Raw genomic sequence first — 21,368 nt, 5'->3', positions numbered from 1 at the left:
TCTGGTAATGTTAACCTCATATGTAACTATTGTAAAAATTCGAAATTTGTCCACGAGAGGTGGACTATGTGCGGAGTTTGTCAATAAGTACTACAAGTTATACATTAAATTCATAGGATAGTAAAAAAAGCACGACCTAAGGCCGCGCTCTTCATCCTCATCTACTTGTTTCGGGTCGCCCATGGGTTTTTGCCTGCGGAATGTTTTGCATTTTTGGCAACAACCTCATTGGCATGCTTCTGTTGGTGGCTGTACTTATTACCTTTATTGTCTTTAAATTGTTCCGTCATTGTGATTCCTCCTTAAGTGATGATAAACGCGGTGTATTCCTTGCTGCGTGCAGATATATCGTCCGATGACTGATTGTTGCCCGCTTCAAGTGTTCATTACAATGGACAACTGCTTCGTTTAAGATCCTAAATGCTTCTCTAGATCACAACGGACCTCATCACACGATAATAAGTTGTCAAGAAATTGAGATTTGGCATTCCAGTCTAGACCAAAGTCTTGACTCACGAACATGCTGCTGTCTGCAGTTGACATGACCTGTGCCATGCCGGCGTCTGCTTCATAAGAAGTTACCGTGTTAGATTGACTTGGTAACGCCTGCACGATCTCAAAGCCGCCATTCGGAATCGCGGCCACGTAGACAGTCACATTCCCGATATTTTGCTCAAAGGGGACCACTTCAACTTCTGCCAGCATTCTGCCATTATGATCGACCGTTCTACGGAAAGACGCTTGCTGGATATCCATCATGAATTCATTGCCTCCTGACCTGTCATTTTGATCGCATACCGCATGAGCAGAAACTTATTTCCACATCCGTTTAATTTCTGCCTTGGTATGTTCTGTGCCCAACCTGTATATTTCTGTATACACGGCATTCAGATTGACCTGATATCTGGCATTAAGCGCCTCGTTGGACTGTGATGTAACCAGCATAAATCCGTCACGTAATACATCTGTCTCCGCATCACCGATCTCTCCTAATAAATAAGACATGTGCTCCACTTCTTCTGTGGTCGCTAAGATCTCCCAATGAGATGTTTCAACTGGCTCCGCTTGAATCGTTCTGTGTTGAATCGATACATAATACGATTGTCTGGCCATGGCACCCCCTCCTTTTTTATTAGCTTCTCCTGATGGACATACATCTTATGCCGTTTCCTGCATACCCATGTTATTATCTCGATCTACCGGCATCCCGGTTCATCGGTCTTCTGGAAGTAACGGATCGGAGAGGATGGACGATACATGTGTGGAATAACAGGTTGGATTGATTGGAAGCGGGAACTGACGGGACATACCGCTGTCATAGAGCAAATGACCGCTACGTTGGACGCACGCGGTCCAGACGCCAAAGGAACATGGGTCACGGAATCATGCGCGCTTGGTCATCGGCGTCTATCTGTCATTGACCCCGTTAATGGCATGCAGCCGATGATTCGCAACCATGAAAGCGGAACGTACGCTGTCGTTTACAATGGCGAACTATACAATGCTTGGGAGCTGCGGCGAGAATTAGAAAGCCGCGGTTATTCGTTTCAGACGAATTGTGATACGGAAGTGCTGCTCGTCTCCTATATCGAATGGAGGGAGCAGTGCGTAGAGAAATTCAACGGCATATTTGCATTTGCGATCTGGCACGAACAGGAACAGAAGCTGTTTGTCGCCCGCGATCGGCTAGGCGTTAAGCCACTATTCTACAGCCGTGGAGAAGGCTGGTTTGCTTTTGGCTCTGAGCCGAAGGCACTGCTCCAGCACCCTTCGATTGAACCGGCCATTGGCGCCGAAGGCATCGCCGAGATCTTCCTCGTAGGCCCTGCACGTACACCCGGGCATGGTGTATACAGCACAATGTCAGAGCTGCGCCCAGGCCATACCTTAACTTACGATCGGAATGGCTTGCGTACAACGGCTTATTGGAAATTGCAAAGTGAACCGCACGAATTGGATGCCGAAGCGACCGCTGCGGAAGTACGGGAACTGCTAATCGATACAGTTGAACGCCAGCTCGTATCTGACGTCCCCGTCGGCACACTGCTTTCCGGCGGACTGGATTCCAGCGCACTAACGGCTCTTACTGTCCAATATTATAACCGTCTTGGCCTTGGTCAAGTCGATACGTATTCGGTCGATTATGTCGACAACGACAAACATTTCAAGGCGCACAGCTTTCAGCCAAATGCTGATGCACCATGGATACACCGCATGGTGGAAGAACTGGGCACCAATCATCATTACGTTCAATTTGATACCCCAGAGCTTGTCAACTCGTTGGAGAAAGCTGTGCTTGTTCGTGATCTTCCAGGTATGACGGACATTGATGGATCACTCTATTTATTTTGCCGTGAAATCAAAAAAGGCGCCACGGTGGCGCTCTCCGGCGAAGCTGCTGACGAAGTATTCGGTGGGTACCCCTGGTTCCATCGCGCAGAAGCTTTAAACGCAAATACATTCCCATGGGCGCTTGCCGCTCCGCTGCGTAAAAGCTTGCTGAAGCCTGAAATAGCGGAGCTGATTAAAGCCGATCAATATGTCGCTGATCGATACGCTGATGCGATACATGAGGTACCGCTGCTGACTGGCGAAGACGAGACAGCCCGTAAGATGCGGCGGATGTCGTATTTAAATATTACACGTTTCATGCCAACTTTACTGGATCGCAAAGATCGTATGAGTATGGGGGTCGGATTAGAAGTCCGTGTTCCCTATACAGATCATCGACTCGTGCAGTATGTATTTAATATTCCTTGGGAGATTAAAACTTACGGTAATCGGGAAAAAGGACTGCTGCGTAAAGCGCTGGAAGGTATTTTGCCGGATGATGTGCTGTATCGCAAAAAAAGTCCATATCCGAAAACACATAATCCGAGCTATCTGAATACGGTACGCAAACTGGCGTTGGAACGGCTTGACGACGCTGCTTCTCCCCTTCATCAGTTTATAGATGAGTCACGAATCCGTGAAATTGCCGCGTCTGATGAAGCGAGCTCTAACTTACCCTGGTTTGGTCAGTTGATGTCGGGACCCCAATTGTTTGCATATTTGCTTCAGGTGGATTACTGGCTCCGTCATTATAACGTGAAGGTTACCTTGTAAATTGGAATATTACTCTAATTTCTTATGCATGAGTTCATTTAAATCACTAACATTTCTACACTTCCAAGCAGGATAACGGTATTTTAGGCTTTATTTTACCACATCCTCTTGTTCTTAAACCAATGTTTCACTTAAAATGTCCTTATTACAATCAAATTAAATAAATGTTTTAAATAGTGGACACTTTTAACACATCCTATATACAGGGTCAAGTTAGCATGCATGCACCATAATAGACACATACGTAATGCTTCACACTTAATAAATACTGCCTTTGTGTCCACCTTTGTGTGGACATTTTTGATTTCCATCCTCTCATTTCGTACGCATTTTCATATCGTACACAGATTGTTAGTTCCTTCATTCAAATAGGTATCCTTCCACTTCAATTCAAGCCCCATTTCATTTCAGTTGACATGCCAAACTTGTTATCAAAATCGGATATTTTTGTGGGGGATTAACCTTTTTACAATAACCATACATCTATAAATTAAAAAGGATACGCAGCTTTACACGCCTGCGTATCCTTTCCTCACCAAATGTGCAGCTATTATATTTAATACCTCTGTTACATAATTGTTAAAGAAATGACGGAGTAAATTAGTGCAGTTCGTCATACGACCCCGATTATGAGACCGTTCACACATCCAATTGTGCTCTGATTCACGCTAAGTTAAAATTTGCCCGAATATGGTCCAACCTGATTCAGTCGGCTCTGTCAGCAAGTAACACAACATTACACTGACGCAAAGCTGGCTTTCAATCCATTAAGCTTGGCTGGCACGAATCGCTTGATCCAGATCATGTAAAATGTCTTGAATCGATTCTGTCCCGATGGACAAACGAATTAACCCAGGCAAGACACCTGCGGATACTTGCTCTAATTCATCCAGCTGTTGATGCGTCGTACTTGCCGGGTGAATAATAAGCGACTTCGAATCGCCAACATTTGCCAAATGGGAGAACAGCTTGACGTTCTCAATTACTTTACGGCCCGCTTCTACACCGCCCTTAATCTCGAAGGACAGAATAGCCCCTTGACCTTTCGGCAAGTACTTCTGTGCCAGCTCATAGGAGCCATGGCTTGGAAGACCGGAGTAGCTGACCGAAGCAACCGCTTCATGCTGCTCCAGAAACTCGGCTACTTGCAAAGCATTCTGACTGTGCCGCTCCATCCGTAAATGCAGCGTCTCCAACCCTTGAAGAAGCATAAAGGCATTAAATGGCGATAACGTCGCTCCCATATCTCGAAGCAACTGCACGCGTGCCTTAATAATGTAAGCAATCGGGCCTACGGCTTCTGTATAGACAACGCCATGATAGCTTGGATCAGGTTCTGTCAAACCAGGGAACTTGTCACTGGCACTCCAGTCAAACTTGCCGCCGTCAACGATAATACCGCCGATGGACGTACCGTGGCCACCAATAAATTTAGTTGCCGAATGAACAACAATATCTGCACCATGCTCAAGTGGACGAAGCAGGAACGGACTTGGGAACGTGTTGTCTACAATCAGCGGCAGACCATTCTCATGCGCAATACTGGCAACGGCCTCAATATCGAGTACATCACCCTTTGGATTGCCTACTGTCTCGGCATACAATGCTTTTGTCTGCGGAGTGATGGCTTTGCGGAAGTTCTCCGGATCAGACGGGTCTACAAAGTGCACCTTGATGCCCAGCTTCGCAAGCGTCGTAGAGAACAAGTTATACGTACCACCGTACAATGTGGAGGCAGAGACGATTTCATCACCGGCACCAGCAATGTTCAGAATCGCGTATGTGATGGCTGCTTGACCAGATGCTGTAGCCAGCCCGGCTGCACCGCCTTCAAGTGCTGCTACCCGCTTCTCAAACACATCTGTCGTTGGGTTCATCAAACGTGTATAAATATTGCCGAATTCCTTAAGCGCAAACAAATTCGCTGCGTGGTCCGCATCGCGGAATGTATACGAGGTGGTCTGGTACAAAGGAACCGCACGCGACAGCGTTGTCGGATCCACTTCTTGGCCTGCATGAACGGCCAATGTCTCAATGCCATACTGCTGATTCTGACTCTCACTCATCGTTCTAAGCCTCCAATCCATATTTAGCCGATCTGGTTACTGTAGGATACATATGAGAAAAGGCACCTTCACATACCATTGCAAAGGTGCCTACTTTCTTCTACGATAACTGAACCCTGTTCGATTGTCCAGCACTATTTTGGAATATATTATGAAGCTTAAATGATCGACAGCCGTTGTCGCAATAGCCTCAAAGCTTCACCGCGATGACTGATGCGCTGCTTCTCTTCCGTCGTTAATTCGGCCATCGTCCGATCATAAGACGGAATATAGAATAGCGGATCATAGCCAAAGCCATTCGTTCCACGCGGATGGTCCGTAATGTAACCATCTGACGTACCAACAGCTTCATAAGCCTGCTTCTTCGCCGGATCGTACAGCACAAGCGCACAGACGAACTGCGCGGGGCTAAGCCACTTCTCATGTACCCGCTCCGATTGGCTGATCTTCGTCGTATCACAGTCCGGCAGTGCTTGTAAAGCAGCAAGCAGCTTGGCATTGTTGGCGTCATCGTTTCCGTGTTCCCCTGCATAACGGGCGGAATAGACACCCGGCTCTCCATTCAACCGTCCAACGCATAACCCGGAGTCGTCCGCCAATACGGGAATGTTCAGCTTCTCAGCAACCGTTTTTGCTTTTTTCAGCGCATTCTCCAAGAACGTCTCGCCATCCTCTTCCACATCGGGGATATTAGGATAGTCAGACAAGCTCTTAACAGTTAGTCCCAACGAAGAAAAAGCGTGCGTAAACTCACGGACTTTACCTGCATTGCGTGTTGCCACAATAATCGTATCTCCCACGATAGGCATCTCTGATGTTACGCCTCCTTGCTTGCGTTAGCTTGGGCATCAATCTTGCCTGCGATGTCACCAAGTGCTTCACGCTGCAATTCAATCAGCTTCATGATGCCGTGTTCCGCAAGCTCCAACAATTGATTCAGCTCTTGGCGGGAGAACGGGCTTTCTTCGCCTGTGCCTTGTACTTCAACAAACTTCCCGTTGCCGGTCATTACCACGTTCATATCTACTTTAGCGGACGAATCCTCTTCGTAGTTCAAATCACACTTAGGTTCTCCCTGCACTACGCCTACGCTGACAGAAGCCAGGAAGTCGTTAATCGGAAATTTAGACAGCGAATGCTGCTGGCTAATTCTATGTATTGCCATGGCCATGGCAATGAACGCCCCAGTGATGGATGTTGTCCGCGTGCCTCCATCTGCTTGCAGAACATCACAATCCAGCGTGATTGTACGCTCTCCAAGTGCGTGCAGATCCACAACCGAGCGCAGTGCACGCCCGATTAGTCGTTGAATTTCCATCGTGCGTCCTGTTAGCTTTCCACGCGCTGCTTCACGCTGATTGCGCGTCTGTGTTGCACGCGGCAGCATCGAGTACTCGGCTGTAATCCAGCCTTTGCCTTGGCCTTTCATAAATGGAGGAACTCGTTCTTCCACGCTAGCGGTACACAACACTTTCGTGTCGCCCACTTCAATTAATACGGAGCCTTCCGCATACTTGTTCGTATTGGTCTGAATTGTAATAGGACGGAGATCTTCCGCCTTGCGTCCGTTGCTTCTCATGTATGTGCCTCCTAGAAATGCTCCTGAATCCGTTTAAAAAGTAACATCCCCTATTCTACCAAAGTCCCAAGCGAAAATCATCTTCGAACGTATAGAGGTTATGTGAACAAACCAGTTCAGCCTTTCCACATCGGATTTACGATCGGCCTCGTGACTGGCTTCGAATAGTCTTTGTTGTCCGTTCCCTGAATATCCGCTGCACCGTTCATACGAATTTGAACTTTCCCCACATTAGGCAGCTCTGTTAATGACAGTACTACTGATTTTAGAAGATCGGCAGGAACTTTATCGCCCTTCTCAAACATGGAATCAACCAGATCAACCGTCACGGTATCCTTGGTATGTTCGATATTTTTTATTTTTGTCGCCTCAGTAGCTACCATAGACATCGCCTTTTTGTCTTGTGGTCCTTGAATAATCTGCTGAAGCGCAGCTTCTACAGGGTTCTCTGACGGTTCAATCAGACGTGTTACGGGAATGTAGTATGATTTTCCATCCTCTGTGAGTGAAGTGAAATATAACATAACAGGCATCGATTTTAAGTAATTGACGCTTTCGCCCTTCTCCAGATTAATGCCTAAACTGCGTGTGATGTGCGTATCTACTGGAGTACGATCAACAGGCATCTCTGTCAGCTTCTTCGAATTCATCCACAATTGCACTTCCTTGACATTAGGCAAGGACGTTAAAGTCCAAGCAATGGATTCCAAAATGGAACGTTCCTGAACGGCCTCGTAATTTTTGAACTCATCCGAGAACTCCACAACAGCCAGCTTCTGCTCTGGCTTTAACGACAGATTAGTAATTCGTGTGCCTTTAGGAAGTGTCGTCTTAAAGCCTGCTGGCAGCTTGTTGGCATATACGCCGCCATCAATCAGCATTTCCAGCGCAGTCTTAGCCAGTGCAGCCTCATCTTTAGCCTGCCAGTGATAGGCGATCGGTGCCAAATATCCATGGCGATCCTTTAAGTATACGAACATATTTGCCTGTGCAGCTGCATCGTCTGTCAGTTGGCCCGTACTGTTCACATCCGTGACAGCCTGTCCCTCCGCTTGACGCAGCATCTGGGTTTCTACATCAGGGGGCGGGGCGTCGATTGCACCTTCACCTCCGCATGCTGCTAGACCCGTGGATAATATAAGCGTGCACGCAAGCACTCCTAAGCGGCGGCGGAACGTGTTCGTGTGTGGCGTAAGCAGTTTCGAATTATTCATCTGTTACTAATGCCTCCTTGACCTGTAGTGATGCGTGTTCGCAAGCGAACCAAGCTTGTCTTCGCACCCATTTGTCCTATGTATACGAAGGGATAAGCTTATTCATGACGAGATTTGCAATTTTTGTTGCGCTCGTGCATGCTAAAGAAGTACACCAATCAGCGCGATAGATGTGGATGCTAATAATGAGGTGAAATGTATGAGTGAACAGATGAAGCTGGACAAGCACAACTTGTCAAACGATTTGTTAGACAAAGACAAGGCAGCGATAGAAAAGAAGCCTTACACCCTGAACAGCGAGAAAGTGGAAGCCGAGACGCGTGCATGGTTGAAAAAACGCGGGGTCACAACTGATCAGATTGCCGAATTGGTTCTGTTCTTGCAGCACAAATATTTCCCGGAGCTAACACTCGATTATTGCAAATATAGCGTGGAGCAAGTATTGTTGAAGCGCGAAGTGCAAAATGCCATTCTGACAGGCATTCAATTGGATGTACTGGCAGAGGAAGGCAAGCTGATTCCAGCCTTGCAGGAAATGGTTGAAAATGATGAAGGATTGTATGGCGTTGATGAGATCGTTGCCTTGTCGATCGTTAACGTATATGGAAGTATTGGCTTTACCAATTTTGGCTATGTGGACAAGATGAAGCCAGGTATACTTGAGCGTTTAAACGATAAGAGCAGCGGGGAAATACATACTTTCTTAGATGATATTGTTGGTGCAATCGCAGCAGCCGCGAGCAGTCGAATTGCCCACCGCAAGCAAGCCGAACGAGAAGAAGATATGGTGAAAATGCGCGCTCTTCAACAAGCAGAAGCGGAGAAATAGATCGCGCATCGCCATAAGCACCTATAACCTTTGTAGCCTTCATGCAACGAATCTGTTTGATGCCCAAAAAGCATTATCAGGTTCGTTTTTTATTTTATTAATACTTATGAACATATTTTTAAATGAAAATACAACCATTTATGTCATAAATATATCATTCATAATTAGCAGGATTATTACGATATGAATACGACGGGGCTGTAGGCAAACAGTCAAAACAAGCAGCATCATTTTCGGAAGGAGTTTACAGATTGGATAAGTTAAGTAAGTGGTTTAGACTAAATTCTTTGAAAAAACAGCTTATATTTACGTTTGGAGGGCTGCTGATCGTATTATGTATCGGTTTGACAGCAACCTCTTACCTTGAAGCGAAGAAAGAGCTGGAGTTGTCAGCAGAAGCGATGCTTCCCCAGCTTGCCAAACAATCGGCCATGCGTTACAACGATGCATTAAATAACAAGCTGAGCTTCCTCATTACGATGAGTGGCATGAACGGGGTTAACGAGTTTAAGCACGGTGTGTCCAAATCATTGTTAAAACAATTGGAGCACCATTTTCATTTGGAAGAAGCTAATGGCTGGGGAATCGCTGACCAAAGTGGTCTTAATAGGTTTGGAACAGAGGTTGGCTCAAACATCGCACAGCGTGATTACTTTATGACCGCTAAGACCGGAAGCCCAGCAACTTCTGACGTGTTAATCTCTCAGGTAGACAACAAGACACTTATTATCGTATTTGCAGTTCCGCTGTATCACGATGGTGCTGTTAACGGCGTAATCTGGATGGAGCATAAGGCGGATCGATTGAGTCGTATCGCCAATGACATGAAAGTTGGCGAGACAGGTCGAGTATTTATTGTCGACAAAGATGCTAACGTTGTAGCGCATGAAGACATTAATATGGTATACAACCGTATAAATCTGATCCAAGCAGGTGCACAGGACGCCAAGCAGGCAGGCCTCGCAGAGATTACCAAGCGGATGATTGCAGGTGAGACAGGTAATGGCAAGTATACATATGAAGGAGAGACCAAGCTTGTCGGATTCTCACCTATTCCGCTGACTGGCGGTTCAGCCGGCATCTATATGCACGAAGATGAGCTGCTAAGCGGTGTGACGAAGATGCAAAGGGATTTGGTCATTGGTTCCATTATTTTTATCGCGTTTGGCATAACATTAGTCCTGTTATTCTCGAATCGATTAACTGGGGCATTCCGTATGATAAGCAGTAACTTTAATGCGATTTCCAAAGGACGACTGAATACACAAGTTAATGAAGCTATCTTAAAACGCAACGATGAACTTGGCGCCCTTGGTGGCATGCTCGTTAATATGCAGCAGTCCTTAAGACAGCTGATTGGGACAGTGCAGCAGCAATCTCGCGAGATCGATGATGCTTCTGTTCAGCTAAGCCAAGCTGCCCAAGAAATGTGTGTCGCATGCGATACGGTCTCTACTTCTATTCAAGATGTAGCAGGCGGTGTGGGCGCACAGACCGAAGACCTGGTCAGCATTAGTGATACCTTATCCAGTTATGGTCAAAGACTGGATGAAATGTCCAATTCCGTCTCTGTTATTGATCAGAGCGGCAAACAAATACACCAACTTGCCGATGGCAGCCGTACAAATATGAATAAACTCGAAACTTCCGTGCACGATATGCAGCGAGCATTCGAAGCCTTTATTCAGAACATCGTGGTGTCAAACGAAAACTTTAAGCGAATTCATCGCATTACCGATACGATGAATGAGATCGCAGAACAGACGAATTTGCTCGCACTTAATGCTGCCATCGAATCCGCACGCGCAGGGGAAGCAGGCAAAGGCTTTGCCGTTGTAGCAGATGAAGTACGCAAGCTGTCGGAGCAATCTCGTGAGTCCGCACGTGCTATCGCTATGCTCATTCACGGTGTATCCCACGATGCAGCTGAGATGCTAAATACTGCTCAAGTGATGCAGAGTGCTGTAACAGAGCAGCGCCAAGATGTGGACACGGCCATCGTATCGTTCCAGCATATTATCGAGGCACTGGAGTATATCACACCGCAGTTGGATGCGGTGAACCAGGCTGCCATCGTCATTAATCAAGAAAAAGACGATATCCTGAGCCGCGTAGAAGCAAGTTCTGCGATTGCGGAAGAAATATCCGCGTCTTCAGAAGAAATTGCAGCAACATCCGAGGAAACGGCGGCCGCGTCTGAGGAAGTACTTGGAACAGCCGAAGGACTTACGCTGATGACACGACATATGATGGACGAGATTAACAAGTTTAAATTGTAGCAGACATTATATATTCCCTTATAAATTTCATTTGTAATGAACAAACAGCCCCTGCATCCTTAATCGGATGCGGGGGCTGTTGCTTTCCACACGGTAACCTTGTCCACTTGCCGAGTAGTCACTTGTTTGCGCCGCTGCAACTCAGTCAAGTGAGCCAGCGTCTCACCCATAGCAAAACGGAACTGATGGATGGTAAGCCTTTCAATTGACCCGAAAAGCTGGGAACAAAGCTCTTGGGCAGTCTGTTCTGTGACAAGCATAGCTCGCAGCTCTGTTAGACGCTGCTCGTGGTGACCAAGAAGATCCTCAATTCGGCTGTGAAAGTAAACAAAAGGATGTCTATGACCAGGCAATACAAGCACAGCGTCAAGTTGTGCCAGCCGTTCTAACCCTAGCAAGAAGTGATGCAGGGGCTCAGGATCACTTCCTGGCATGTAGCTGACATTAGGCGATATTTGGGGTAGAACGTGATCTCCGGCAAGTAAAACCCGACACTGCTCGTTATAGAAGCTGAGATGACCCGGTGCATGCCCATGCGTCTCTATTACCTGCCACTCCCGACCACCAAATCGAACAATCTCGCCATCACCCACCAAAGTGACCTGGGGAAGTGGGGATACGAGCGGGATAAAGCTGTCCATGTGTTCGCCAACAAGCTCGCTTACTTGTTGTAATACGCCGTGCTGCTGAAGCAGTCGCTGCATCTCGGCAGTCATTGTCTGCCCTGCTCCCCATAACATCTGGGCATGCTTCCAGCCGATCTCCGACATCAATACGGGAACCTGAAATCGCTGCTGCAGCCAGCCTGCTAAGCCAAGATGATCCGGGTGATAGTGCGTGAGCACAATACACGCTACTCCCCCTTGATTCAGATTCATTTGTACGATAATCTGCTCCCAGGCCAACTCCGCTGCGGCTGTACGCAGACCAGGGTCCACCAATGTCCAGCCCTCTGCTTGATCATAGATGGCATAGGCGTTTACCCAGCGCAGCGAGAACGGCAGCGGAATACGAATCTGATATATAGCGCTGGCGTCGTTGACTCCATCCTCGTTCCAGACCGTAATCGACCAATTTTCGCCTTCTGCCCACGTCTGGCTTGTATAATCTTGCTTTGCGAGTTCCCCTACAAGATTGGACTCCGACATTTAGATGCCTCCATCTCATGTGAACGTTACTGGATCTGCAGTCTGAGCTAGGTGTTAGTTTGACTTATAACGAATGCCTTATAGCTTGCGTCCGACTAGGATGAGACGGGTGGATCGCTCTGCATCGTATTCTGAACCTTCATAATCTCCATACACATGGTCCAGCATCAGGCCTGCGTCAGCAATCATACGCCTGAATGCAGGCAAACCATACAGCTTCACACGCTCGTTATAATGACGTGTGGTCTCCTCTACGGACTGTTGTTTATCCTGCGTAATCGTAGTTAATTTAATATTCTTTTTCACACATCCATCTTCAATCATTCGGGTCTCTTGAATAAGTGTGTTCCCGTCTACGCGCTCTGATTGGCGCACCAAGTGTTGTTCCACGTAAGCTGCGTTCAGAAAATCAATGATAAAAGGACACCCGGTTCGCAATACACGCGCAATCTCAGTGATTACTTGTGCATTGTCTGCATCCTCTTCAAAGTAGCCAAACGATGTAAATAAGTTCACAACAGCGTCAAACGGGCCTTCTAAAGGCACGCGTCTCATATCTCCTCGTACAAACGTAACGGATCCTTTCCCATCATGAAGCCGCGCTTCCCTAAGCAGTACTTCAGACAAATCCATTCCCGTTACCTGGTATCCGGCTTCCGCCAGAGCTACAGAATGTCTGCCCATACCGCAGCACAGATCAAAAATATGCGCCCCTTGTGGAAGCTGCAGCCAATTCACCATACGGTGCACCTCTTCTGCCGCCCCTTGCATGTCTCGATGCTTGTACACAAGTAAATAGTCCTCACCGAAACTTTGTTCATACCATGCCGGCATGTTTGGCTCATCCTCCTATATGGTTAAGTCTATATGTAGGTATACGCCTTCTATTCTAACGGTTGCAATCGCATTTGTTAACCTTTGTGTCCAGAATAACGAATAATGGCAGCCCGCGATGGAGCACTCTAAGAGAACAGGAATTACGCAGATACCATGATTCGCAGTATCCACTACTCGCATCTGCATCTATCTAAGTTTGGAGGTGAACGTTCTTGCTTTGGAACATCTTACTCGTATTTTCACTGATCGCACTTACCTCCTTCTTTGTGGCGACAGAATTCTCGATCGTCAAGATGCGTTCTTCCCGTGTGGATCAGCTGGTGCTGGAGGGGGTGCCTAACGCAATTGAAGTTCAGAGGATCGTTACCCAGATGAACAGCTATTTGTCTGCCTGTCAACTTGGCATTACTATTGCTTCACTTGGCCTGGGCTGGCTTGGCGAGCCCACTTTCGTACGACTGCTCCAGCCGTTGTTTGATTCCTTGGCCATACCAACCCCCGTTTCACGGGTCATCTCGTTTGCGGCGGGATTTACACTCGTCACCTACATATCGGTCGTATTAGGCGAACTGGCGCCAAAAACGATTGCTTTGTATGAAGCGGAAATTCTTGTACTTAAATTTGCCAAACCAATTATATGGTTTTACCGTGTGATGTATCCGTTTATTTGGGTGCTGAACAGCTCGGCTAACGCAATCGTGCGCCTATTCGGATATAAATCAACCAACGAACATGAGGCTGCCCATTCAGAGGAGGAGATTCGCATCATTCTCTCTGAGAGTCTGGAACGCGGGACCATCACCAAGACGGAATTTGGATACGTAAATCGCATTTTTAATTTTGATGATCTGTCTGCTAAAGAGATTATGATTCCGCGCACAGATATGGTATGCCTTTATAAAAATAAATCCATGCAGGAAAATGTCCGTGTCATCAAGCGCGAGCAGTATACCCGCTTCCCAGTGGCAGATGAAAACAAAGACCATATCATAGGTCTAGTGAATACGAAGCAATTGTTTCTGGAAGCCGATCATGATCTGAATTATCCATTTCATCGGTTAATAAGACCCATTATCAGTCTACCGGAATCAATACCAATTAAAATCGTGCTTCGTCGGATGCAGCAGGAGCATATTCATATGGCTATTTTACTGGATGAATATGGTGGCACAGCAGGGTTGATCACCATTGAAGACATCTTAGAGGAGATTGTTGGAGAGATTCGAGACGAATTTGATGACGAAGAAGTGCGCGAGATTGCTACTCTGCACGAAGGGCATTACTTGATCGAAGGGCGAACACCACTATCACATGTGAATCATACAACAGGTTTGCACCTGGAGAGTGAGGATGCAGATACGATCGGGGGCTGGCTATATAGTCGGAATCCGGAACTTCGATCAGGGCAATCCTATGTATATGAAGGTATGCAGTTTACGGTCAAACGGAAAGACCGGCATCGAATTAAAATGGTAGAACTTAAATTAGCAAGGCTCGATTCTACAAGTCAAGCGGAATAGAGATAGAAAAAGCCAGGAAGAGCGCCCCACGCAATCGTGTGGGAACATACTCACCCCGGCTTCATGATAATGCCGTCTGCTACGCACTTACCTGTTTCTCAGCGGCAGCGGCGGCAGCTTGAGAAGACTGCTGGCCGTCTGCGCGATCCTGCTCCTCAATACGATCCCACGGCACGATCCGATCAAATATCAACGTAATCATCATGCCCAGCAGCAAGCCGTTGGAAATCAAAGGACGAATCAAGGCCGGAAATTGTACCCATACTGTATTCGGCATCGTCATCCACGCCAATCCGATGAAGAGTGGGAGTGCTACACGGTAAATTGATCGACTCGTAAACGATATTCCCTCCAGCTGTTTAAGTGATGCACCTAACATGCTTAGATATGCTACAAATAGTACCGCATTGCCAACTGTGAGCGGTAACGCTGAGAACATCTCAGCCAACTGCGGTACAAAGCCGAACACCATCATCATGACAGCTCCGATGATATATGGAAGTCGGTTTAGTATCCGCGAAGCTTGCAAAAATCCAATCGAAGACGCAAACGTCGAGTACGGGACAACGCCGAACAATCCTGCCAGCATATGCATAATCCCGGTGACAACAAAAGCTCCGCTGTATTGTCTTGGTGTCGCTTCTTTACGATAAATGACGGCCGCTCCTTTTAAGGTAGCCATTGAATTAGCCATATTCAGCAGACCCGTCACATAAGCTACGCCGATAACACCTAAGTTAAGACTATGTTCCGTCGGACTTCCCCATGTGAACAGCTTCCATAGGCTGCCGCCCTCTTCCATCGGCTGCACACGTGCATCAAATAGTAAGGCATAGGCAATCCAGCCCACAATAATCCCAATTAAGACTGAGAAGTTACGCAGCTTTTTCGGTCCGAATAAATTAAATAACAGCAAAAACACGATAATCGCAAAACTGAGCAGTGCGATATTTGGTGGGATCTCTGGACTATCGTTCAGCCCGAGCATGCCTTTCGAGAAAATAATCATGAGCTGTGAACCAATAAGCAGCAAAATAACAAACATTACATTCGGGTTAAACCAAGGTCTTAATTTGTCAGCAACACCAAATAGACCAAGCAATATTATCGTGACACCCGCCAGCACGATCCCTACAGCCAAGCTGGCCCCTAACTCGGGCAGCGTTATGCCCATCGTGGGTGCTGATGCGCACAAACTGATAATAACTCCCCACCACAAACCGGCCTGTCCTTCCATTAGCACCCATTTATGTCCCCACAGCACCTGCATTAAACAAGCAGCACCTGTTAAAATAAAGGAGCGCTGCATCATTAATGCTACATCAGCCGCACCAAGTTCAAATGCATGGCCAATGGTCAGTGGAATTACAATTGTGTTTGCAAACATAAAAAATAACCATTGAATGCCGGCGAGCGCCGTCTTCAAGGTTCCTTGCCGTTCCATTATGAATCACCCTTCCGCTTCTACCTAGACGTTACATCATTATGTCACAGGTAAAAATACGACACAACAAGGTTGAGAACCCATAATAGGTACTTAGAGGCTGATAATGTTCACTTATGAGCCTTTCTATCGTTTTCTCTGTGCCTTACGATAAGATTGGAACTTCATAAATAGGCAGTCGGTACTTTCGTCGCTGCACGGAGCAGCCTATTTCAGAACACCGTCGACCATCTTATCTTTATCTCTTACATGAACATCAAAACAACTTCTGACAATACGCGACGTAGAACAATTGGGGAATAACCCGGATTATTTTTACTTTATTAAATAACCACAGCACTTAAACGATTATTTGTATTGTAGCAACCTTTTAAACGTTAGGGATTGGATAGGAGAATGCTGGGGATAAAGAATGTAATCATCTAGCAAGTGGTCGGGACTTACTTCTATTAGGAAAAAACCAAGAGGCTGAAGTGTGATGATGCGCAACATGTCACCTGGCCCTATGAGTGCATTGGGCGATGCCTAGTATCGCCTTTTCCTCATAAATGTCTACATCTAAAAAGGGGAATTTATACTTTGTGCAGATAACTTAATCATCACGGATGATAGATGTGAGGAAATTACTTCTGTGTTCAATAATACTACGGATACCATTTCAAAGAGTTATGCTGCTTCAGTTCAGTTCCTGAGTAGTCGCATATCACCATCATTACGCCTAGCTGCACAAGACCGGACGATTCATATGAGCCGGCCTGTGCGGACGCGTTATTCTATAAGTTGTCAGAGCGTATTATGTAACGGCAAATACCTGCACATTAAGTGAAATCGCAAGCTTAGATACAGCCCGCCACTTTAACTTGTAATAACTATATTCCGTTAGCGGCGGATCAAATGTGAAGTTGTACACCTGATAATCGTATACATCATCATCCTTCAAATATCGATCCGTTATTAATTGGCGTTCCTTGTCCGGAAGCCGTGATACAGCCTTCTCGACACGCTCGCAAAAAACACGCATCTTCTCCGGTATATCAACGTTATCCGCGGCAATATCTCCTGTCTGATCGGAGATACGGTTCGTCTCTCCGTGAACACGAGCAGTATATGAAGATGTAAGTCTGGTCTCTCTCACCTCATAGCCAATCTGCTTGTACATACGATACTTCTCAAATACTGCTTCAACATTTCTACGTGTGGCTTCTTTGTCCATCTCAGGAAGGTCAAAAAATACGTCACATAGCATCAAAACACCGCCTTGTTCACTTCTTCTGTAATGTCCGCTGCTAACATTGATTAGCTGGTCTTGGAGCAGATCAGGTCATACCTATCGCCTCTCCTTAATGAGAAGAAACAGTCAGCCTCTCTACCGAGAGGCTGCAAAAAATGAGGAGAAGTAAGTCATGATAGTGGCCCTGTTCTTATTATATAGGAACATACGTTCTTATTCAAGAGAATTGTTTGGGATATTATTTATTTTTTCTTTTACTTTGTGGCTTATCACGTAGAAGGTTGCGAGGATTGTCACCCTTTCCCTGTAAAATGGCGATAGCCTGTCTAATTGCCGGAGGAATGGGTGCTCCCATGCTGCCCCCATTTTCAACGATGGACAGCAGTTCGTTAGCGATATAAAAAAAAGCAATCATATCCCTGAACATATGGGCATCGCCCAGAATGCTATCTACTAGATGGCCGACGGATACCATAGCAAACATGTACGCTTTCCTTGCTATGCCTATCAAGCCAGTTCGACTCACCAGTTTCCCAGCAAATGCTGCGGCCCCTACTCCTGAGACATAATCTATACATGCAAGCGCTGCCAATACACCAATGACGGAAGACGTTTCGCCAAACAAATAAGCTATCGCACTGGATGCAGCCGCCACGATCCATTTTAGCAGAATATCGAAGCGCTCCATATTTCATGCCTCCTTAAATGAACATGAGCTTGAGCATGACATTGTCCATGCTCAAGCTCATATGTTCGAGTATGACAAGCTGTCTTGCTACTGCAGAATTATGTTTTGGCGGATTCGTTATTAAGCTTGCCTTGCAGTACCTCTTTGTGTAAACACCCCATCCATGTGAGTCTAACTACACCCCTTCAAATGTAATGCCTGTAATGTCAGCATATTGTTCCTGGGTAATCTCACCAGACGGATTTATATCCGTCTTCACTACCCGACGTAATATTTCCGCACTGATCCAGTTGAGGTTGTATGCATGTTTCCAAAATTCCATGAGTTTTGCTCCTTTCATATGGTTATGTGTTAATATGTTGCGAGCCCCTTTTGTACCTTTACAAAAGGGGTTCAAACTCCGTTTATAAATTACTGAAAACTACAGCCCTGCACAGGTAGTAACTCTTTTGTAAATTCTCCATCCCTAACCATTAGCCGTGCTTCACCTGTATCAGTTCTTGTTTAAGAGCTTGAATTTCGTTTTGCTGCTGTATGGCTTTCAGCTTTAATTGCACCAGCTCTCGTCCAATAACCTCTGTATCTGTTATTGTCGCTGCATTATTTTGTATCGCATTAATTTCCTCCTGCTGCATACCTTCCATCCATACAGCAAGCTTAAAGTCCCAACGTGGTTTGTATAATCCCGCTGGCACTTCAACAGCAACGATATGACCGGTAAGCATCTGCTGTTCAGAACTCGCTGCTTCGGATCCCATGACAGGAAAAACGCCTGTCACGGAATCCGTAACAAGCGTTGGTTCGACGTAGAATCCGTCAATATTAACTTTTATCGCTTCTTTCATTAGGACTCCTCCTCAGCTAATGTCAAATGTAATCCCATCCAAACAGATTGAGTTTGAGGGACCCATTTCAATGATTACTGTTCCATCTGGGTGAACACAAATGTATCTGCTCGAAACAGTAAAATCGTTTACTGTGAGATAGGTTGAAGTCTTCGGGCGGTATCCCTCAGGTAATACAAACGCAGGTATATTGAGTCCCACACTCCCTGAGGCAAGGCGCCCTTTGAGCTTCACAACATCATGAATCTTTCTATATCCCACTGGTAGGTGTTCGAATGCTGTCCATCCATTTAACAATGTCGGTTTAACCCATTGCGGAGTATCTGTTACACTTGAATAGTTTTCAATTACAGTTAAACGCCGTTCCATGTCGCCCGTTTGTTGCACTAGATTAGACACTGTTCCTCGAAGACTGCTTGATAAAGCTGTTTCAATGATTGGAGATACACTAGGTGTCAAAGACACATAGGTAGCCCAGTACGTTTTTTTAGGATTATAACCTTGTATTAATGTTCTAAACTTTTCTTGACCTGCAGGATTGATGGCAGAAGTATACCAGTTCAGATCTTGCTTTCCATTAACCGAGATATACAACGCTTTTTTGATATCCTGTTTCAAAGGTGAATTGATATCTCCAATCGCGGCGGCTGTATCCGTTGTTAATACGGAATAAACTCTTTCTGAGAGTACTATACCAGAACCTGCTTCTACCATGTTAGCACCCTTGAACAGAGTCGCCCCTATTTCGTAGTTCTTAACGGCTTCAATGGTTGGGACAAGTTTAAGATATTGAAGTTTATAGCCCCTATAATTGTAAGGATTAATTGATGTAGGGAGTGTTCCTACACCACTTCCACTAACTACTGTGCCATTGGCATACATAAAAGGTGTTCCTTTTCCACAATAAATAGCACTCCATCCCTTTGTTCCTTCTCCGTTAAAAGGTTCCAAAGTACTATTCCATGATTCTTGTGTTGTCATACGCCAGCCCATAAAATATGCTTTAACTTCGTCAACTGAAGGTGTGTAACTTTCCCCCCAACCGCTGTTGACGTTACTAATTCCTACATATAAATGTCCCGTTTCTGGTTGAAAGATAAACGTATCCGGGGTTATGACATGACCATCTGGTTTTAGTTGGCTGCCATCGTGCTTGACACCAAACATATGGTAGATTGATTCTGTACTAGAATGGATCGGAACATAATTTTTAATCCGCACCTGTTTTACACCTGCTGCAAAACTACTAAATTGCCATGGTTCCGAACCATCAAGCGTTACTTTTTCCCACTTCTCAAGCAGCTTAGGTGTCCCATCATCACTAATAAATAACTTATCTGCATTACTTCCATCTATCGGATGTGCAGCTAATTCACATTCTGCTGCCCATAAACTTTGTCCGTGTGGTGTAAATGAATTAGTTTCTGCATCAACTGCAAGCATAGGATTTGAATAACTGTAAGTCCCTATGCCACCAGCAGCCAATATAAACGATGCCCTGACAGCCCCTACTGGAGCTTTGACAGAAGATCTTATTACGCCATTACCTGATGGCTTCACATCGTTAAAACCAAGCGATGTACCTGAATGATCAAGAAATTCTAATGTCATATAAGGTGTAACACTTGCAGAAATATATCCACCAACTGTGCATGAATAAGTATAGGTTTGATTGGCTAATACGGGAAACGTGTAATAACCCACCCTTGACCATTCTGCCTTCGTAGTTGCTTGAATAACATAGGAATCGTGTAAGATTGTAATGGGATCTAGAAACCATTGCGTAAATGCTGGGACCAAATTAGATCCCGTAATCTTTGCATACGGATTATTTATATTAGTCATTCCATTCACAAAAGGAAACCGCTCTTCAATCTCCTCTAGAGCTAAAGATCTAAATGCAGTATAAGTATTATCTGCCACCGCGTATACTCTAGCTTTTTTAATGAATACTTCGTCACCGCTCTTTCCTTGTACCACAACTGAAAAATGTACGGGGTTAGCACCAGACAGCTTACCTTTATCCACCATGATCACATGCGGCTTAAATGTAGAAGATACGACGCTCGTGAACACTTCATTTCCGTTTTCCTCAATTAATCTTATTCTGGCAGTACTAGTCGACTTCACTTCTGCAATAACTATATAGTTCCGAGTCGGATCATACGGTACTCTGTGAAATGCGTCTGTTACGGTTGCCCCCTGAGGGATCACTGAGCTAATTGATTCTCCATCAGTTGTTAATCCGTTTCCTGTCCATCTGTTTGTACAGATGCCCTCCCCGTCAAACCCCAATAAGTTTATGAGTGTACGTCCATTAATTGCCTTTACATTGAATGGAGTATCTCTTGGAACACTAACCTTTTGCAGTTTCTCTTTTAATTCAATGGCTATCACAGGAGTCTCTTCAAGCTCTGGTCTGATGACATCCATTACTTCTTTTCTAATATCATTGTTCACTGCACGAAGGGTACCAATCGCACTATCAATTGTCTCCCACTGCTCATTAAAATGTTCCCTACGAACATAGTCATTGGAATCAAATTTATTCAAACCGTTCGGTAATTTATGAACCATACTCAA

19 protein-coding genes are annotated in these 21,368 nt (G+C 45.6%); 4 read left to right on the top strand and 15 right to left on the bottom strand.

Annotation, left to right across the window (positions count from 1 at the left end):
* Window positions 1–161: 161 nt before the first annotated feature.
* The 3 genes from MH117_RS26605 to MH117_RS22305 form a co-directional block, all read right to left on the bottom strand.
* On the bottom strand, window positions 162–290 hold the full coding sequence (locus MH117_RS26605) for a hypothetical protein (protein WP_275444781.1): 129 nt from the start codon (window positions 288–290) through the stop codon (window positions 162–164).
* A gap of 118 nt (window positions 291–408) precedes the next feature.
* A complete protein-coding gene (locus MH117_RS22310; RefSeq protein ID WP_239332627.1) occupies window positions 409–759 on the bottom strand; it encodes a hypothetical protein in 351 nt (116 codons plus the stop codon).
* Between the two features lie 54 nt (window positions 760–813).
* Entirely contained in the window at window positions 814–1,113 is a 300-nt protein-coding gene (locus MH117_RS22305; protein ID WP_239332625.1) for a hypothetical protein, read from the bottom strand.
* A 144-nt stretch (window positions 1,114–1,257) separates the two neighbouring features.
* Between MH117_RS22305 and asnB the strand changes: the two genes are divergently transcribed.
* On the top strand, window positions 1,258–3,105 hold the full coding sequence (gene asnB / locus MH117_RS22300) for an asparagine synthase (glutamine-hydrolyzing) (RefSeq protein ID WP_239332623.1): 1,848 nt from the start codon (window positions 1,258–1,260) through the stop codon (window positions 3,103–3,105).
* 767 nt (window positions 3,106–3,872) lie between these two features.
* Here the strand turns inward: asnB and MH117_RS22295 are convergent.
* The 4 genes from MH117_RS22295 to MH117_RS22280 all read right to left on the bottom strand — a co-directional run bounded on the left by MH117_RS22295 (window position 3,873) and on the right by MH117_RS22280 (window position 7,964).
* On the bottom strand, window positions 3,873–5,171 hold the full coding sequence (locus tag MH117_RS22295) for a homocysteine synthase (protein ID WP_239332621.1): 1,299 nt from the start codon (window positions 5,169–5,171) through the stop codon (window positions 3,873–3,875).
* A 158-nt stretch (window positions 5,172–5,329) separates the two neighbouring features.
* Window positions 5,330–5,980: an XTP/dITP diphosphatase gene (locus tag MH117_RS22290; RefSeq protein WP_239332619.1), complete on the bottom strand. Its 651-nt coding sequence runs from the start codon at window positions 5,978–5,980 to the stop codon at window positions 5,330–5,332.
* An 8-nt stretch (window positions 5,981–5,988) separates the two neighbouring features.
* Entirely contained in the window at window positions 5,989–6,750 is a 762-nt protein-coding gene (rph, locus tag MH117_RS22285) for a ribonuclease PH (protein ID WP_239332617.1), read from the bottom strand.
* Between the two features lie 116 nt (window positions 6,751–6,866).
* Window positions 6,867–7,964 (bottom strand): GerMN domain-containing protein, encoded by a 1,098-nt coding sequence (locus tag MH117_RS22280; protein ID WP_239332615.1) that lies wholly within the window; start codon window positions 7,962–7,964, stop codon window positions 6,867–6,869.
* Between the two features lie 211 nt (window positions 7,965–8,175).
* Here MH117_RS22280 and MH117_RS22275 point away from each other — a divergent pair, with 211 nt between their 5' ends.
* A complete protein-coding gene (locus MH117_RS22275) occupies window positions 8,176–8,793 on the top strand; it encodes a phosphatidylglycerophosphatase A family protein (protein WP_343224482.1) in 618 nt (205 codons plus the stop codon).
* Between the two features lie 251 nt (window positions 8,794–9,044).
* A complete protein-coding gene (locus MH117_RS22270) occupies window positions 9,045–11,072 on the top strand; it encodes a methyl-accepting chemotaxis protein (RefSeq protein WP_239332611.1) in 2,028 nt (675 codons plus the stop codon).
* A gap of 59 nt (window positions 11,073–11,131) precedes the next feature.
* Here the strand turns inward: MH117_RS22270 and MH117_RS22265 are convergent, their stop codons facing one another.
* Window positions 11,132–12,220 carry an MBL fold metallo-hydrolase gene (locus tag MH117_RS22265; protein WP_239332609.1) on the bottom strand — a complete coding sequence of 363 codons (1,089 nt, stop codon included), beginning with the start codon at window positions 12,218–12,220 and terminating at the stop codon, window positions 11,132–11,134.
* Window positions 12,221–12,298: 78 nt separating this feature from the next.
* A complete protein-coding gene (locus MH117_RS22260; RefSeq protein ID WP_239332607.1) occupies window positions 12,299–13,054 on the bottom strand; it encodes a class I SAM-dependent methyltransferase in 756 nt (251 codons plus the stop codon).
* Window positions 13,055–13,269: 215 nt separating this feature from the next.
* On the opposite strand from MH117_RS22260, the gene MH117_RS22255 reads away from it, so the two are divergent.
* Complete coding sequence (locus MH117_RS22255; RefSeq protein WP_239332605.1) at window positions 13,270–14,577, top strand: hemolysin family protein; 1,308 nt, start codon at window positions 13,270–13,272, stop codon at window positions 14,575–14,577.
* A gap of 79 nt (window positions 14,578–14,656) precedes the next feature.
* Here the strand turns inward: MH117_RS22255 and MH117_RS22250 are convergent, their stop codons facing one another.
* The 6 genes from MH117_RS22250 to MH117_RS22225 all read right to left on the bottom strand — a co-directional run bounded on the left by MH117_RS22250 (window position 14,657) and on the right by MH117_RS22225 (window position 21,362).
* Complete coding sequence (locus tag MH117_RS22250) at window positions 14,657–16,021, bottom strand: uracil/xanthine transporter (RefSeq protein ID WP_239332603.1); 1,365 nt, start codon at window positions 16,019–16,021, stop codon at window positions 14,657–14,659.
* A gap of 793 nt (window positions 16,022–16,814) precedes the next feature.
* Window positions 16,815–17,267, bottom strand: a complete 453-nt coding sequence (locus tag MH117_RS22245; RefSeq protein ID WP_239332601.1) for an ArpU family phage packaging/lysis transcriptional regulator — start codon at window positions 17,265–17,267, stop codon at window positions 16,815–16,817.
* Between the two features lie 223 nt (window positions 17,268–17,490).
* The gene (locus tag MH117_RS22240; protein ID WP_239332599.1) at window positions 17,491–17,940 is read right to left on the bottom strand and encodes a phage holin family protein; all 450 of its coding nucleotides are present in this window, start codon (window positions 17,938–17,940) and stop codon (window positions 17,491–17,493) included.
* A gap of 175 nt (window positions 17,941–18,115) precedes the next feature.
* Window positions 18,116–18,262: an XkdX family protein gene (locus MH117_RS22235; RefSeq protein WP_239332597.1), complete on the bottom strand. Its 147-nt coding sequence runs from the start codon at window positions 18,260–18,262 to the stop codon at window positions 18,116–18,118.
* 151 nt (window positions 18,263–18,413) lie between these two features.
* Entirely contained in the window at window positions 18,414–18,785 is a 372-nt protein-coding gene (locus MH117_RS22230; protein WP_239332595.1) for a hypothetical protein, read from the bottom strand.
* 12 nt (window positions 18,786–18,797) lie between these two features.
* Window positions 18,798–21,362 carry a hypothetical protein gene (locus MH117_RS22225; RefSeq protein ID WP_239332593.1) on the bottom strand — a complete coding sequence of 855 codons (2,565 nt, stop codon included), beginning with the start codon at window positions 21,360–21,362 and terminating at the stop codon, window positions 18,798–18,800.
* Between the last annotated feature and the right edge of the window lie 6 nt (window positions 21,363–21,368).

This window comes from Paenibacillus sp. ACRRX (genome assembly GCF_022346885.1).
In the GTDB taxonomy this organism is placed as follows: Bacteria; Bacillota; Bacilli; order Paenibacillales; family Paenibacillaceae; genus Paenibacillus_B.
Note: the sequence above shows the minus strand (reverse complement) of the source record. Positions and strands in the feature narration are given on the sequence as shown.